At 67.6% G+C, this 15,335-nt stretch carries 17 protein-coding genes; 7 read left to right on the top strand and 10 right to left on the bottom strand.

From position 1 onward, the window contains the following. Both AB0C27_RS09645 and AB0C27_RS09650 read left to right on the top strand, forming a co-directional pair. Nucleotides 1–452: hypothetical protein (locus tag AB0C27_RS09645; protein WP_357840365.1), on the top strand; the 452-nt coding region annotated here is incomplete at its 5' end. Nucleotides 453–724: 272 nt separating this feature from the next. Continuing rightward, nucleotides 725–2,035, top strand: a complete 1,311-nt coding sequence (locus AB0C27_RS09650) for a hypothetical protein (protein ID WP_357840368.1) — start codon at nt 725–727, stop codon at nt 2,033–2,035. A gap of 191 nt (nt 2,036–2,226) precedes the next feature. On the opposite strand, the gene AB0C27_RS09655 is transcribed toward AB0C27_RS09650, so the two are convergent. The 4 genes from AB0C27_RS09655 to AB0C27_RS09670 all read right to left on the bottom strand — a co-directional run bounded on the left by AB0C27_RS09655 (nt 2,227) and on the right by AB0C27_RS09670 (nt 5,160). Then, on the bottom strand, nt 2,227–2,832 hold the full coding sequence (locus AB0C27_RS09655) for a hypothetical protein (RefSeq protein ID WP_357840371.1): 606 nt from the start codon (nt 2,830–2,832) through the stop codon (nt 2,227–2,229). A gap of 280 nt (nt 2,833–3,112) precedes the next feature. Continuing rightward, nucleotides 3,113–3,316 carry a CsbD family protein gene (locus tag AB0C27_RS09660; RefSeq protein ID WP_357840374.1) on the bottom strand — a complete coding sequence of 68 codons (204 nt, stop codon included), beginning with the start codon at nt 3,314–3,316 and terminating at the stop codon, nt 3,113–3,115. A 655-nt stretch (nt 3,317–3,971) separates the two neighbouring features. After that, nucleotides 3,972–4,484 (bottom strand): hypothetical protein, encoded by a 513-nt coding sequence (locus AB0C27_RS09665; RefSeq protein ID WP_357840698.1) that lies wholly within the window; start codon nt 4,482–4,484, stop codon nt 3,972–3,974. A 265-nt stretch (nt 4,485–4,749) separates the two neighbouring features. Beyond that, nucleotides 4,750–5,160, bottom strand: a complete 411-nt coding sequence (locus AB0C27_RS09670; protein ID WP_357840377.1) for an STAS domain-containing protein — start codon at nt 5,158–5,160, stop codon at nt 4,750–4,752. A gap of 316 nt (nt 5,161–5,476) precedes the next feature. On the opposite strand from AB0C27_RS09670, the gene AB0C27_RS09675 reads away from it, so the two are divergent. Next, the gene (locus tag AB0C27_RS09675) at nt 5,477–5,620 is read left to right on the top strand and encodes a hypothetical protein (RefSeq protein WP_357840380.1); all 144 of its coding nucleotides are present in this window, start codon (nt 5,477–5,479) and stop codon (nt 5,618–5,620) included. Nucleotides 5,621–6,004: 384 nt separating this feature from the next. Here the strand turns inward: AB0C27_RS09675 and AB0C27_RS09680 are convergent, their stop codons facing one another. Together AB0C27_RS09680 and AB0C27_RS09685 are read right to left on the bottom strand one after the other, a co-directional pair. Then, nucleotides 6,005–6,445 (bottom strand): FAD-dependent oxidoreductase, encoded by a 441-nt coding sequence (locus AB0C27_RS09680; RefSeq protein ID WP_357840701.1) that lies wholly within the window; start codon nt 6,443–6,445, stop codon nt 6,005–6,007. Next, a complete protein-coding gene (locus tag AB0C27_RS09685) occupies nt 6,361–6,624 on the bottom strand; it encodes an FAD-dependent oxidoreductase (RefSeq protein ID WP_357840383.1) in 264 nt (87 codons plus the stop codon). Before AB0C27_RS09685 ends, AB0C27_RS09680 begins: the two co-directional genes overlap by 85 nt. Nucleotides 6,625–6,662: 38 nt before the next feature. Between AB0C27_RS09685 and AB0C27_RS09690 the strand changes: the two genes are divergently transcribed. Together AB0C27_RS09690 and AB0C27_RS09695 are read left to right on the top strand one after the other, a co-directional pair. Then, a complete protein-coding gene (locus AB0C27_RS09690) occupies nt 6,663–7,106 on the top strand; it encodes a zinc ribbon domain-containing protein (RefSeq protein ID WP_357840703.1) in 444 nt (147 codons plus the stop codon). A 42-nt stretch (nt 7,107–7,148) separates the two neighbouring features. Then, entirely contained in the window at nt 7,149–7,337 is a 189-nt protein-coding gene (locus AB0C27_RS09695) for a hypothetical protein (protein WP_357840386.1), read from the top strand. Between the two features lie 303 nt (nt 7,338–7,640). On the opposite strand, the gene AB0C27_RS09700 is transcribed toward AB0C27_RS09695, so the two are convergent. Then, nucleotides 7,641–9,494 (bottom strand): PHB depolymerase family esterase, encoded by a 1,854-nt coding sequence (locus AB0C27_RS09700; RefSeq protein ID WP_357840389.1) that lies wholly within the window; start codon nt 9,492–9,494, stop codon nt 7,641–7,643. A 246-nt stretch (nt 9,495–9,740) separates the two neighbouring features. Here AB0C27_RS09700 and AB0C27_RS09705 point away from each other — a divergent pair, with 246 nt between their 5' ends. After that, complete coding sequence (locus AB0C27_RS09705; protein WP_357840391.1) at nt 9,741–10,211, top strand: MarR family transcriptional regulator; 471 nt, start codon at nt 9,741–9,743, stop codon at nt 10,209–10,211. Between the two features lie 179 nt (nt 10,212–10,390). Here AB0C27_RS09705 and AB0C27_RS09710 read toward each other — a convergent pair whose 3' ends face one another. From AB0C27_RS09710 to AB0C27_RS09720, 3 genes are read right to left on the bottom strand one after another with little or no spacing between them, the layout of a single operon-like run. Then, a complete protein-coding gene (locus tag AB0C27_RS09710) occupies nt 10,391–12,592 on the bottom strand; it encodes a xanthine dehydrogenase family protein molybdopterin-binding subunit (protein WP_357840394.1) in 2,202 nt (733 codons plus the stop codon). 2 nt (nt 12,593–12,594) lie between these two features. Then, nucleotides 12,595–13,566 carry a xanthine dehydrogenase family protein subunit M gene (locus AB0C27_RS09715; protein ID WP_357840397.1) on the bottom strand — a complete coding sequence of 324 codons (972 nt, stop codon included), beginning with the start codon at nt 13,564–13,566 and terminating at the stop codon, nt 12,595–12,597. After that, nucleotides 13,566–14,060 (bottom strand): (2Fe-2S)-binding protein, encoded by a 495-nt coding sequence (locus tag AB0C27_RS09720; protein WP_357840705.1) that lies wholly within the window; start codon nt 14,058–14,060, stop codon nt 13,566–13,568. The genes AB0C27_RS09715 and AB0C27_RS09720 overlap by 1 nt, the downstream gene beginning before the upstream one ends. A 340-nt stretch (nt 14,061–14,400) precedes the next feature. On the opposite strand from AB0C27_RS09720, the gene AB0C27_RS09725 reads away from it, so the two are divergent. Then, nucleotides 14,401–14,991: a TetR family transcriptional regulator gene (locus tag AB0C27_RS09725; RefSeq protein WP_357840400.1), complete on the top strand. Its 591-nt coding sequence runs from the start codon at nt 14,401–14,403 to the stop codon at nt 14,989–14,991. The last annotated feature ends 344 nt before the right edge of the window (nt 14,992–15,335 follow it).

Genomic DNA, 15,335 nt, shown 5'->3' on the forward strand with positions numbered 1-15,335 from the left:
CTCCGACGGTCACTCCGACGGTCACTCCGACGGTCACTCCGACGGTCACTCCGACGGTCACTCCGACGGTCACCAAGAAGCCGAAGCCGATCAAGCCGATGAAGCCATGCTTCTATGATCACGGACACCACGAGCCCTGCCAGAAGGCGCCATGCTACCCGGAGTCCTCTGTCGACCACGGGCACGGTGAGGCCTGCGGCAAGGACATGTGCTACTCCGAGACCTCCATCCACCATGGGTACCGCGAGACCTGCGGCAAGGGCATGTGCTACTCCGAGACCTCGATCCACCATGGGTACCGTGAGGGCTGCGACAGGGAGGCCGTCATCCATGAGCCCTGCAACGAGAAGCCCTGCTTCGAGGACGTCAAATACCGTTCGGCCGGCGCTCAGAGGCTTGCCCTGGCCCCGGCTCCTAAACTGGTCAGGAAGAACCTGCGGGTGACCGGCTGACGATTCCGTCCCGCTGACCATCTGGCGACTCATGAGGCGGCCGACCTTCAGATCTTGAATCAGAGGTCGGCCGCCTCGTCATCTGGCCTGGTGCCCGAAACCGCGCCTACGCCGACCGTCACCCGCGCATCGGGTAAGACCGGTTGCTCGTGAGGATGCAAGACCGTGTCTTTGGCATTCTCTTGGGCGGCAATCCGTCATGGTCTTGGAATGTGAGCATCAGAGTCCTAGAGCGCCCTAAGGTCCACGTGCCTTCTGAGGACGACCATCGCGTGGCCGCACGGGTCGAGACAGGCCTGATCATCGCAGGGTTCGCCGGGATGCTCTTCCTGCTGCCCCGGCTGGACTGGGGTGACGGCTCGGTCCGCTACTTCCAACTGACGGCCCTGCTCACGCAGGGGACCGTACCGGACGGGAAGTACTCGATGGTCGGGCCGCTGCTCTCCGCACCGCTCTGGCTGATCGGGAACCTGTTCGGCTCGCCGGCGTGGTGGACGCTGCGCTACAACCCTCTCCTGCTCATGGGGGGAGTGGCGTTCGTCTGGTTCGCTCTGCGGAACCAGCTGCCCCGGCCGCTCCTGCGGCGGTTCATCCTGTTGCTGGTCTTCGCGTCGATGTTCGCCCACCATCAGTTGGGGTACAACGGTGAGCTGTTCACCGCGATGCTCGTTCTGACCGGGACGGTCGCACTGGTCGTAGGCAGGGCTTTGCCCGGATGGCTCACGGTCGTCATCGGGGTCGCCAGCACGCCCGCTGCCCTGCCCGCGATGGCGTTGATGACCGTTAGATGGGTCTGGGACGTCCGGCGACTGCGCTGGCTGCTGGCGGTGTGTGCGGCGGTCGGGCTGGTGATGATAGAGGCGTGGTTGCGCCGCGGCAGTCCGTTCACGACCGGCTATGAGGCAGAGGACCGCGGGAACCGCACGATCATGCCGTACTCGGGTCTGCCGGGCTTCAGCTATCCGATCTTCTTCGGGTTGCTGTCGCTGGTCTTCTCCTTCGGCAAAGGCCTGCTGTTCTTCGCTCCCGGGTTGTTCCTGCCCGTACGGCAGCGGCTGAGCCATCTACCCGCCGGACGGCAGCTCTACGATCTGTGGCTGGCATTTGTGCTCGGTCTGCTGTTGCTGTATGCGATGTACTGGTCATGGAGCGGTTCATCGTTCTGGGGGCCGCGATATCTGCTGTTCGCGGCGGTGCCTGCGGCGTTCGCTCTGGCCGTACGGTGTTACCGGCCGGGTGGGTCGGTCGTGGCCGACCTCGTCACAGTCTTGGCGCTCGGGCTGTCGATCTGGGCTGGGCTCAACGGCGCGGTATTCGGAGATGTCGACGTTCCCCAAGTGTGCTGGCCTGATGGAGCCGGCCAGTATGAGGCTCCGATCTGCTTCTACACGCCGGAGTTCAGCGCGCTGTGGTATCCGTTCGTGGCGGGCGCCAAGCTCCTGACCACGGGCCAGTGGATCTACCTCGCCTACGGCCTCGCAGTGGGCGCCTATCTGCTGATCGGGCCACTGCTGCGGCTCGCCGGACATCTCCGTAACCGGGCCGTCACGGCGGCAGCCCGAATAGGGGCCGTTCAATGGTAGGGGCCACCGCCGATGCTGAACCGAGGCCATCACTTCGCCAAGGAGGGAGTCGGCGCGTTGCACCGCGTCGCGCGGGCGTCGGCGCCGACGTGTGTGTGTCAGAGGGTACGGGCCCGAGCGGCGGGCGTGCCCGCGAATTCGTCGAGTCGCTCATCGCTACGTTCGGGGTCGTTGCGAATGTCCATGTCGAGTCACCTCTGCAGGGAGTCGTCGGCAAGTGCCGGTCGCTCGTGGGGAACCTCGGCCGGTTGAGGGTGGTGCTCGCCATCGTCGTCGAGGAGTTCCTCAAACAGGATGCGGTAGTGCACCATGGCCTGCCGGAGGTCCTCGGGGGAGGCTTCGCCCGGAGCGACGCGCCTGCTGATGTCGTGAGCCTGGCGGTAGTGCCGCAGGGTACGGCTGTGCACCGCCGACGGATTCGCCAGCTGCTGCTTGAAGCCTTCGGTGGGATATCCGCGCTCGGCCATGGCGGCTGTCATCAGTTCGTCGGCCTCGGTGACGGCGGGACCGGGGGCGTCCACGAACCGCTCCTGGAGCTTGGTCCATTGACCGGCGTAGGCCTGCCGGGAGGCGGGTGTGAGCGGGGTGACGTCGAGCGTGGCGAAGCGCTTCTCCTGGGCGCGTAGCTCCCGCTCGGCCTCTCCGCGACTGTCCGGTTCGTTCAGGGTGTGTTCGTATTCGGAGCCGAAGCGCCGGCGAAGGCCCTGCCGCCTCTGGCGCAGCAGGGCGTAGCCGGTGGCCAGCCCCAGGACCACTGCCACTGCGACGACCACACAGACCATGGTCATGATGGACATGCCTGCCTCCTGCAGATGTCATGCCTTCGTGCGGGCCGGATAGGACGGTGCGAAGGCAGAAGTTGGGACGTGGGCCGACGGCGCATCGCTGATCCCGACTGGTCCACTGCGGATCTTCAAGAGGAGAGTACGCAGTACACACAGCGACGCAGGAGGAGGTCGGCGTCCCGAGGGGCTCTCGACGGTGCCCCCGTAGATGGGGGAGCGAACCCGGCCGAGCGGCACAGAGCGATGACGAACTGGTTGAGCTCCGGCGTCTGTGATCATTCGCCGAGGAAAATCAGCGTTTGAAGGCGTCCTTAACCTTCCCGCCCGCCTGCCTCAGATTGCCTATGACCCGATCGTTTCTGCCCGCGGCCTGCTGGCGCTGGTTACCGGTGGCGCGGCCCAAACGCTGCCTGACCCAGCCTTTGACGGCCTGCGCCTTGTCCCTGATCTTCCTGCCGAGACTCATCGTGATTCCCTTCACCACCTGCTCGACCATCGCCCAGGGCTGGACAACGATCCGTCTGCCCGTCGGCCTGACCTCTGTGCAGGAGGATATTCACCGCGCTCAAGCGGCTTGGACTCCCAGCTTCCTCCCTGGCGCCATGACGGCGAAACGAGCAATGACGTGGCCGGTTATCACTGGAATCGATGAGCGTACGCAGGGTCAGCGCCACGAGGAACGCGGGCTGACAGGGTCCGTCGGCTCGCGGGGCGGTAGCCGGCACAAGGTGCGCCGACTGATCCCCTTCAACCCCGTCATCAGCCGTGATCGCCATGTCGGGCGGGCTCTGAAGGCCCCGATGGCCGGGTCTCACCAGCCGGACATGTCCTGTCCGCCGACCTGGAGTTTTAGATGGCCGCATACAACCTCAATCACCTGCCCGTGGGTCAGCTCCGCGATATCCCGCACCGGGCAGGCCGCACCCACCAGCTTCGGATCCGCAACCGCGAGCAGAACCCGGCCACCACCGGTGATGACGCCGTACAGGTCGGGACAGCGTGCCGGGGGCGGCGCCGGTGACGCCGAACTGTTCGGGGGCCGGCGAACCACTTGGTGCCGTCCGGGGACACCGTGGAGACGCTCCTGATCCGTTTGATCTGTGCGCGTCGCGGCGACACCCACCCGCGAGGGTGGGCATCGCCGTCGGCGGCTACTTCAGCACTGGGTAGGAGCGCACCAGTGCGGTACGGCCCCACATTCTCCCGATGCCGAGGGTGTCGCCGGCATCTGCCAGGGCCAGGCCGACCAGGACGAGGGCGTAGATGAGGTGTTCGTCCATGAACGGGTTGTTGGCCAGCGGCAGTTCGGCGGCCCACATGAAGACCAGCAGCACGGCGCCGGTGGCCGCGGCGATCCGCAGGCCCGCGCCCAGGAGCAGAGCGACTCCGATGCCGAGCAGGCCGAGCATGAACAGCCAGTCGATCCAGGGCTGTCCGGCCAGACTGGAGAAGAAGGCGCCGAGCGCGTTCTCGCCGGTCCCCTTGAGGAAGCCGGTGGTCGGGCTCCCGCCGGAGATCCAGGCTTTGCCGGCCGGTGTGGCCAGTCCCCAGCCGAAGGTCTTGTCGAGGAAGGCCCACAGGAAGATCCAGCCGATGCTGATCCGTGCGGCGGCCCAGACGTAGTCGGCGGGCCGGTGCGCCGTCCCTGCGTGCGGGGCGTTCATGACGGGGGCGGGCTGCTGCCCTTTGGTGGTGGCCATGATCAGTTCCTTTCGTGCTGTTCGTAGGGGTTTCCCGCATCTCCAGCAGACTGCTTTCGCCGCCCAGGCATCTGGGCCGGAGGGCCGGTGTCGATGGGCTCCTGCCGCTGGATTTCGCGGAGAAGCGCATCTCCCGCGCCGGGCCTGGGACTGCCCCGCAAGGCGCGCAGCGAGCGTTCGCGCACCGCCTCGCCGGTGGACCCATGAGTGAGCTGGGCAAGGCGTGGGGTCAGCCGGGCCGCGCCGATGCCTGGAGGTGAAGACCGGGCGTTTGGTGCCAGCCGGTGAGCTTGAGCAGGCGTCGCATCTGTGGGGGCACCGAGCGCAGGGTCAGTACCTGGTCACGGCCGCCGTCGTGGAGTGCGGCGGCGGCGCTGACGAGGGCGCGCAGGCAGCCGGTGTCGATGAACGCCAGGTCGCTCAGATCGACGCAGAAGCCGGCGCCGCCACGCGCCATCGAGGCCAGCGCCCGAGCCAGGGCGGGCAGGGTGGCGTGGTCGAGCTCGCCCGCGATCCGCAGGCCCGGACGGTCGGCGAGCGGGACGATGCGCACGAGCCGGCTGGCATCGATGATCGGGGTGGGCGCGATCATGGCTGTGATCTCGGTTGCGGGGGAATCGGTGGTGTCCGGGGCGTTCATGCCGGGCTCCAAACTCCTACGACGGAGTGCGAGACAAGAGAGCCGCGGGCTTGAGGCGGCATGAACACGTTGTGAGGGTGCCAGCGTGAGTGGTGTCGTACATGCAGTGATCTGCATCATCCAGCAGGCTCGCCGGAGCGGAAATCACCGATTTGAGCCAGGCCTATCACCACCGGCGATCACCAGCCAGGCGCGGGCGGGGTAAGGGCGGCGAGACCTCTCGGCGGGAGTGACCAGATCGCCCACCTCTTGCCCAGTCCTCGCGCTGCCATGTCTGTGATCGCGTTGATCCCGGGTTCAGGGAGGGGCGGCGGGCATGGAACTACGTCAGCTGCGCTACTTCGTGACGCTGGCCGAGGCACCGCATTTCGGCCGCTCGGCCGGCTTCTCTCCCGCCCTCTACGAGGGGACCGTGGAGAGCAGCCGGGCCGCCGCCGACCTCGTGCTCCAGCACCGCTGAGTGCACTGCGTCCCCTCCTCCTTCCGCAGCTCCAGCCAGCCGGGCACCCTCTGGCGGCCCCTGATCGGTCTTGAAGGCGGCGAAGGTTGACACTCGCAGACCTACCGTAGATGTCGGCTCTCTCACCGAAATGCCCCGCCGTGCACTCCACTCTCCGACAGACTTCAGCTAGCGCCTCTGAAGAACCTCGTATGGGTTCCGCGTGCGGTGCTCACTCGGCTCCGTCGGAAGCCTCTCTACTGCGCGGCCTCGCTATACAGCTTCTCGTCATGGAGGGCGCCTATTGGGCAGTCGACACGAGGTGCATGGATGCGGACTGGCTTCTTAACGATTAATTCGCGTAGATCGTGCCCGTTGAAGCAGTCCAGATAACCCTCGCTAAGATCAGCCGATCATGCTCTGGATCTGATACGCGCAGCCCCAGGAGAGAGTAACCCCTGCTCCGCCGTGTCCGTAATTGTGGAGCAACTTGCGATCTGGATCCTCATCAACGCGGACGTAATCACACGTGGGCCGTAGCCCAACGCGATGGTCGAGAACGCGGACTTGCGCGAGCCGCGGTTCGACCGCACGGCAACGGGCGAGGATCGCTTCGGCGGCCTGCTGATCGACGTCCAGAGATTCGTCGCCGTCGATGGCGGTACCGCCGAGGACGACGATGTCGCCGTGAGGGTAGATGCACAACAGATCGGGCGACATGCCGGTGTCTTCTGAGAAGAACTCCGTCAGGCCGGGGTTGGTCACCACCACCTGCTGTCCGCGGATGGCACGCACACCAGGATCGTCGGCGAGCGAGCGAGCCGACAGTCCTGCGCAGTTGACGATGGTGGCTGCAGGCTGGGCTCGACCAGGTAAGGACCCCACATCGCGCCCGCGGCCAGCGACGTGACCCCCGGAAGCTCGGCGGTGATGACGTGCACGTTGTGGCCGGCTTCGGCCAGGACGACGGCGGTGGTCAGGCCCGAGACGCCGGCCCCGACTACGACAACGCGGTCAGAGGTCATATTCGGTGACTTCAACTCCGATTCGTCGCCTGCAAGGCGTGCTCCAGCCGGGGAAGAAAGCTGCGAACCGTCCGGCAACGCGTCGTAAGCCGCGCAGCACACCGCGCCCGTATGTTCTACGGCACCTGCTGCACTGCGGTGTGTGCCAGCGGCGTATGGAAGGAACGTGGAACAACGGCCGCGCCCACTATCGGTGCAAGTTCCCCGTCGAGTATGCCTTGGCCAACAAGATCGAGCATCCTCGCACCGTCTATGTCCGCGAGGATCACATCCTTGCCGAACTGGACCCCTGGCTCGGCCAGATCTTCGACCCGGCCGCTCTCGAACAGACCGTCCAGGCTCTCCTGGCCGCCCAGAACAACGAACTCGACCGCGTTGCCATCGAGGCCGCCCGCAAGACGATCGACGACTGCGATCAGCGGATGGTCCGTTACCGGGCGACCTTGGACGCGGGCGGCGACCCGCGGGAGGTGGGCAAGTGAATGGCGGAAACCCGAGCCGAGCGGGTGCAGGCAGACGGTCGCATGCGGGCGATCAACAGAAAGCGTGAGATCACAGAGAAGGAGATCAAAGAGATGATCCCCACAATGGCCGAGTTCCCCAGGGGTGCTGACCCGGCCGATAGGAACGACCTCTACAAACAGATGGGCCTCCGCCTCGTCTATGACCCCTTGCAGAGGGTTGTCACAGTCGAAGCGAGGCCCAACGTGTAGCAGCGTGCGTGTCCGAGGGCTGAGCGCCACTGGAAGCACATGGCCTGCTGATGTTCCTGGCCTGACATGCCGGATTCACGTAGTGTGACCTGACATCGCCCAGTTGAACGACCGGGGCATGCACAACGAACGTCACGGCCAGGGGCGAACGGGACGGCCGCCTGCGAGTGCCGAAGGCGACGGGTTCACACCAGGCGTTCCGGCCTCGCCGAGGTCCCGGCGGGTGAGGACGTCCGGTCTCTCGGCAAGCTCACTCAGCCGGTCATCGTTGATGACGTTCTCCATACCGCGTGAAGCTGTCGGTCAGGCGCAGGTGTAGCCGGACGGCAGGGCGGTGTCGCCGTTGGGCCTGCTCGCTTGGAAGCCGAAGCTGGTGGTGCCGGCTCCCGGCGCGAGCGTGCCGTTGTGGCTGACGCTTCTGACCGTGACGGTCTGCCCGCTGGTGGTGATGGTGGCGTTCCACGAGCCGGTCAGGGTGTGCCCGGCGGGCAGGGTGAAGGTGACGGTCCAGCCGGTGATCGTCGAGGTGCCGGTGTTGGTGATGGTCAGCGGCTGGATCACATACCCGTTCCCCCACTGGGACTGCACGGTCGGGGCGGCCGAGCAGGCACCGGTCGTACCTCCCTGAGTGGTGATCTGGACGGTGCTGGAGACCGGTGAGACGTTGCCGGCGGCATCGCGCGCCCGGACCTGGTAGCGGTATGTGGTGTCCGCAGACAGGCCCGTGTCGGTGAACGAGGTCGTGTCCGAGGTGCCGACCTGGGTGAACGTGCCGCCCATCGCGCCGGGAGCGCGCAGGATCTCATAGCCGGTCACACCGGTGTCGTCAGTGGAGGCCGTCCAGGTCAGGCTGGTGCCGGTTGCGGTCGTGCCCGAGGCGGTGAGCCCGGCCGGGGCGGTCGGCGGCATGGTGTCGCCTCCGGTGGCGGCCGTGGTGAAGGTGGCCGGCGCTGAGTTGCCCGACAGGTTGCCCGCACCGTCACGCGCCCGTACGTACACCTGGTATTGGGTGTTGGCACTCAGCCCGGTCAGGGTGATCGAGGTGGTGGTGGACTGGCCGAGCTGCGGGTCGGTGGCGCCCTGCTCCCGGTAGACGTCGTACCCTGCCAAGCCGGAGCCGCCCTGGTCGGTGGACGCGGTCCAGGTCAGCGTGGCACCGGCGGCGGTCACGTTGGACGCGACCGGCGTTCCTGGCATGGTCGGCGGTGTGGTGTCGGTCGGACTGGTGGTCAAGCCGAAGAACTCGATGGCGTAGAGGGCCATACCGCTCTGCGGAAGAGCATGCCCGGCGCCCTGGATGCTGTACGCCTCCACCTGCACGGTGCCGGACGGATTGGCGTACCGGCTGCGGTTCCAGCCTGCCCGCGGGGTGTCGGTGCCGGTCGGGGTCTGGCTCAGCCCGAACACGTTGGTCCACTGCTCGATCGACTCTCGCAGCAGCGAGTAGGGCACGAGGGTGTCGCTGGTGCCGTGCCACAGCTGCATGCGCGGGCGGGGGCCGGAATATCCCGGGTACGCCTGGCGGACCGCATCGCCCCACTGCTGGGGTGTTCGGTCCATGCTTCCGCCGGTGCACCTGCTGCTTCCGGGCGGGTAGTCGGAGGCGCCGGCGAAGCAGTTGAAGGGCACACCCATGAAGGAGGCCCCTGCCTTGAACACGTCCGGGTGGACGGCGAGCATGTGCTGGGTCATCATGCCGCCGGACGAGCTTCCAGTGGCGTAGACCCGGTTCGGGTCTCCCTGGTAGTTCCGCTCGACATGGTCGATCATCGAGGTGATCGAGACCGGATCGCTGCCGCCGCCGCGCTGCTTGGCCGCGTCCGACCAGGTGTCGAAGCAGTTGCCGAACCCTGCCGACTGGGTGGCGGTCGGGTAGATGACGATGAAGCCATATCGATCCGCCAGCGAGGCGAACTCACTGCCCTGGTAGAAGCCGGGACCGGAGCCACCGCAGCCATGCATCGCGACCACGATCGCCGGCGAGGCCGGGCGCGAGTCCGGCACATAGACGTGCATCCGCATGTTGCCCGGGTTGTTGCCGAAGCTGGTCACCTCCACCAGGGTGGCGGCGACGGCCGGCGATCCGAGTACAACGGTCATGACGGCAAAGAGCGCTGCGGCGCAGGCACCGGCCAGCACCGTGGTCAATCGTCTCATTCGCGCTCCTCCTCTCCATGTCCGCGGCGCGCCGCGGATCGGTCCGCCGCCTATTGACGTCGGTCGCTGGAAAATAAAAGGGCGACGATCCACCGTCAATGCATGCTTGGTGCGCATGCCCGCCAGTTCACCTGGCAGTAAGCCGTTTCCCCTGGTTATCAAGTACCTTGCTATCAAGGTCCTTGATAACGAGGTGGGAAACTTACATGGGAGCCCTGTCCTGACGGGGCGCGATATCGTCTCCTGGTGACCGATCCGGGTGTCCCCGCCGCCGCTGCGCCGGACGCACCGCCGCCCCATGTGAGCTACCTGGTGTTCCGGCTGGAACGCCGCATCCGCGCCTGCCTGGATGAAGCGCTCGCCCGGCACAGCATGACGACCACCGGATACATGGCGCTCAGCGAACTGCGCCTGCGCGACGCCCCATCCTCGGCCGATCTGGCCCGCATCGCCTTCGTCACTCCGCAGGCGATGAACCTGGTCATCCGCGGTCTCGAACAACGCGGCCTGATCCGCCGCGATCCGCATCCCTGCGGCGGCCGCGCTCTGCGCACCCGCCTTACCCCGAAAGGTTTGAGCACTCTCCGGCGATGCGACCGCTCCCTCGACAGCATCGAAGCCGCCATGCTCGCCGAGATCGACGACCCGGACCGCGCGACACTCACGGAAGCGCTCACGCTGTGCGCCCGAGCCCTCCACCCGGACACGCGCCCCTGACCCTGGCCCTTCGCTCGCAGAAGCCACCACCGTCGTCCTGGCCAATGGTGTGGTCCGGACCACAAGCTGCAGCCAGCGCCGGACTCGGCCAAACACGGAAGCGATCGAATCGGCACTCCTACGTCGGCTCATCACAGCCGACATCGTCGAGGTTCCCTTTCTCCTCCGCTTGATCCCGGTCAGGTGAGCAATTTGTCGGCTGTGATGGGCAGGCTCCGAACACGTTTGCCGGTGGCGTTGTAGACGGCGTTGGCGAAGGCGGCAGCTGCTCCAACCGTGCCGAGTTCGCCGATTCCGCGCGCACCTGTCGGACTGAGCCCAGTGTCGGGGTAGTCGAGGAAGTGAACGTCGATCTCTGCGGTGTCGGCGTTGACGGGGAGCAGGTAGTCGGCGAGGTTGGCGTTGGAGATACGGCCGGTGGCGCCTTCGACCTTGCCCTCTTCGAACATCGCCGCTGCGAGCCCGAACAGCACGCCGCCGGTGATCTGGTTGCGTGCGGTCGTGGCGTTGAGGATGGCGCCCGCGTCCACCACGGTGGTGAAGCGGGACAGGCGCGGCTCCCCAGTCCACCGGTTGACCTTGACCTCGCAGAAGTGTGCGGCGTACGAGGCGTAGGCGTGGCTGCGGTCCGGCTCCGAGGTGGTTCCCTGGGCGCCGACCTCGGCGGTCCTGGTCAGGGTGAGCAACTCGCCGAACTCGGCCGACGTTCCCTCCCCGAGGAGGCGACCCTTGTCGTACCGTATGTCACCCATTCCGCGCAACGGTGAGCCGCCGGCCGTGCGGGCGTGCTCGACCAGCGCGTCGATCGCTTCCTGGGCCGCGACGAGGATCGCGGGCGTTACGGTCGCGGTGGCGGCGGAGCCGACCGCGCCGTACATGTCGCTGCCGCCCGCGACGGGCAGTTGGGAGTCGCCGAGCGTGGGCTTGATCCGGTCGGCGGGCACCTCCAGGGCGCGGGCCGCGACCATGGCCATGATCGTCCACATTCCGGTGCCCGCGTCGGAGGTGGCGCAGGCCACGGTGGCGGTGCCGTTCGGGCGGAAGGTTACGCGCACTGTGGTGGGGGCCCGTCCCGAATCCAGGATGGCGGTGGACATGCCCATGCCGATCAGCCAGTCGCCGTCGGTGACCGCGCCTGGCCGGGCGCGGCGGCGCGACCAGCCGAACCGTTCGGCGCCGACGCGATAGCACTCTTCGAGATGCTTGCTGGAGAACGGCGTCCCTTCGACCAGGGTGCCTTCCAGGTAGTTCTTCATGCGCAGCTCGATGGGGTCCATGCCGAGGCGCATGGCCAGTTCGTCCATGGCGCTCTCCAGAGCGAAGCTGCCGGCTTCGTCGCCGGGAGCGCGCATGATGGTGGCGGTGGGCAGGTTCATGCCAGGAGTGATCTCCAGTTTGATGTAGGCGTTCGGCGTGGCGTAGTACTTCTGGGTGGTGCGGTAGCCGGGGTCCTCCACGATGCTCTGGCTGATCGTGTGGTGCTTGATGGCGTTGAGCCGCCCGTCCCTGTTCGCGCCGAGGCCGAACGTCTGCGACGAAGCCGGCCGATGGCCAGTCACGGTGAAGAGCTGCTCGCGGCTGGTCACGATCTTGATGGGACGGCCGAGCGCGCGGGCGGAGGCCGCGGCCAGCAGGGTGGGGGCCCAGGTGAACGCCTTGCCGCCGAAGCCGCCACCCACATACGGGCTCACGACGTGCACGTCGGTGGGCTGGACGCCGAGCACGGTGGCCAGTTCCAGCGCGTGCGCTGCCGGCCCCTGGGTGCCGCTGAAGATCGTCAGCTTGCCGTCCTGCCAGGCGGCCACGGCCGCGTGCGGCTCCATCATCATGTGGTGCCGGGGCGGGACGTCATAGGTCTCCTCCACCCTGACCTCGCTCGCGGCCAGCGCGGCCTGTATGTCGACGCGGTGGGGCTTTTCGATCAGTTTCCCGAGTGGTAGCCCCGGGAGGACGGGCGGTTCCGCGGGATGCTGCTTGGCCTGGCCGAAGTCGGAGTTCGGGGCCTGCGCCTCGTACGTCACCTTGACCAGCTCCGCAGCATCGCGGGCCTGCTCGATGCTCTCGGCCACGACCAGCGCCACGACCTGGCCGTAGTAGTGGATCTCGCGGTCGGCGAGGGGATGGCGGGTCTCGGCGAAGACGTTCATGGGCGGCGGCAGCGTGCCATGGAACGCCGGCCGGTTGTCAGGGGTATAGATCTCGATCACGCCACCGGCGGCGCGAGCCGCGCCCAGGTTCATCGAGCTCACCCGGCCCTTGCCGACCGTACTGGTCACCATGTGCCCGTAGGCCATCCCGGGCAGGCTGTGGTCGGCGGCGTACTTGGCCGCGCCGGTGACCTTGGCGCGGGCGTCGATCCGGTTCATCGCGGGTTGTGCCATGGTCAGCCTGCCAGGTGGACGAGTGCGCGGACGATGGTGCGGCGCAGCAGCGCCGGCTTGAAGGCATTGCCAGCCAGTGGCCGGGCCCCGTCGGCCGCTTGGGCCACCGCGGCCTCGAACGTCTCCAGCCGCATCGGCCTGCCCTTCAACGCCCGTTCGACGACGGGCAGCCGCCACGGCCGAGTGCCGACGCCGCCCGCCGCGACGCGGGCGTCACGGATCACGCCGCCCATCACGTGCACGGCCACGGCTGCGGAGACGAGCGCGAACTCGTACGACTGCCGATCACGCACCTTCACGTACGTGGACGTGCGCGCCCACGGCAGCGCGGGCACCGTCACCCCGGTGATCAGTTCGCGCGGCCGTAACCCGTTCTCCAGGTGCGGCGTGCCGCCGGGCAGGCGATAGAAGTCGGCCAGCCGCAGCGTGCGCGTTCCGGCGGGGCCGCGCAGCGACAGGCGGGCGTCGAGCGCGGTGAGCGCGACGGCCAGGTCGCTGGGATGGGTCGCGACGCATGCGTCGCTGGTGCCGAGGATGGCGTGCGCGCGGTTGTGCCCCTCGACGGCCGGACAGCCGGAGCCGGGCGAGCGCTTGTTGCACGGGGTGGCCGGGTCGCGGAAGTAGCCGCAGCGGGTGCGCTGCAGGAGATTGCCGCCGATGGTGGCCATGTTCCTGATCTGCGGCGAGGCACTCCGCAGCAGGGCCTCGGCCAGCACCGGGTACGGGCCTGCCACCAGCTCGTGCCCGGCCACGTCGGCCATGCGCTCCATGGCCCCGATGAACAGGCTCCCGGCCTCGGCCCGGATGCCGCGTAGTGGCACGGCCGTGATGTCCACGACGTGCGCGGGGGCGACGACCTCCAGCTTCATCAGGTCCACCAGCGTTGTCCCGCCCGCCAGGTACACGGATCCGTCGCGGGCCTGCTCCAGCGCCTCGTGCACGCTGCTCGCGGTGGCATATGTGTACGGCCGCATCACTCTCCCTCTCTCGCCATCCGCACCGCTTGCACGATCTGCCCATAAGCGCCGCAACGACAGATATTTCCGGACATGTACTCGCGGATCTCGTCCTCCGACCCCGCGTGCCCCTCCTCGATCAAGGCGACGGCGGACATCACCTGTCCCGGCGTGCAGAACCCGCACTGCAACCCATCGCACTCCACGAACGCCTGCTGCACCGGATGCAGTCGCTCCCCGTCCGCCAGTCCCTCGACGGTGGTCACGACCTTGCCGACGAGGCCGGCCGCGAGTGTCAGGCACGACAGAACCCGGCGGCCGCCGACGTGCACGGTGCAGGCACCGCACTGCCCGCGGTCGCAGCCCTTCTTGGTGCCGGTGAGATCAAGCCGCTCGCGCAGCGCGTCCAGCAACGTGGTGCGCGCGTCGAGCTTGAGTGTGTGCGCCGCCCCGTTCACCTCCAGCGAGACCTCCACGGCGCCCCAAGCGCTCCCGGCAGCGCGCGCTGCCATGGCCGGCCGGGAATGCGCCGCGGTGGCGGCGCTCGCCGCCACCGCGGTCGAGGTCAGCAGGAAGCCGCGGCGCGACACCCCGTCGCCTCGTGATCGCTCTTTCATGTGTCAACCTCCATTGCCTCCGGGCGGCCGCCTGGCCGCCCGGTAGATGTCGTCGAGCGGACTCATCGTGATGACGGCGTCCTGCACCTCTTTGAGCACGGGATCGCCCGTGGTGACCGCCGTACGGGAAAGGCCGCGCCCAGCAGGCCGATCTTCAGCGGTTTTCTCCTGAACTCGATACCGATCAGTACTCAGTACCATACTGTATCGAGTTCCATCGGGATAGACTGTTTTCATGTCGGCCGAGTCACTCCAAGAGCGCAAGCGGCAAAAGGCTCGCAACGCGATCATCACCGCCGCCTACGAGTTGTTCGGCGAGCGCGGGTTCGACGACGTCACGGTGACGGAGATCGCGGAGCGGGCGGAGGTCGGGCGCACGACGTTCTTCCGCTACTTCGGCGACAAGCAGGAGGTCGTGTTCGCCGACGACGAGCGGACCATCGCGGCCCTGATCGGCACGCTGAGGCAGGAGGCCGAACGGCGCGCGCCGATCGGCGACTCGCTGAGCACAGCGCTCGGCGCCATCCGCGCCGCCACCCGCGAAGGTCTGACTGGGTGGACGACCGCGCCGGTCCGGTCCGCCGTGCACGCCAGGCTGCTGCGTCGCCACCCCGAACTGATGGCGCGCCTCCTACTGAAACAGCAGCAGGAGGCCGTCGCGATCATCGACGTCCTGACCGAGCACGATGCCACCCGCACGGTCGCGACGCTGGCCACGCAGGTGTCGCTGGCCTGCCTCTACACGGCGATGCAGATCGCCGAGGACCCGGCCCAGCTTCCGGAGCTGGTCGAAGACGCCTTCACCAGGCTTGACGGCCTCGCCTAGTGTGCACGGCAGGGCCGCCTCGCCCCGCCGCCGGGCCCAGCACCCTGGACCGGCTCGCCACGGTGCTCGGCCTGACCCGGGTCCTGCACCTGTCCTGGCTTGCGCCGGTTCTCCGAGCCCGACACCATTCACATGTAGAAGGCGTAGCGGGCTTGGATCCGGTCGTGGGGGGCCGATCGCGACCTGGCAGGTGCCGGCTTGGCGAACTGTCGGTGATGAGCGAGAGATTCTGCCGCCTGCCGGCCAGGCACGGCGTCCTCACCCTGCCCTTCGAGAGGACCTTCATCGCGTCGCGACGACCGCCTCATCGCTGAACTCGCGTGGCGTGCCCTGCGCGGAGGTCA

It is taken from the genome of Nonomuraea sp. NPDC048882 (genome assembly GCF_040649755.1).
GTDB lineage: Bacteria > Actinomycetota > Actinomycetes > Streptosporangiales > Streptosporangiaceae > Nonomuraea > Nonomuraea maheshkhaliensis.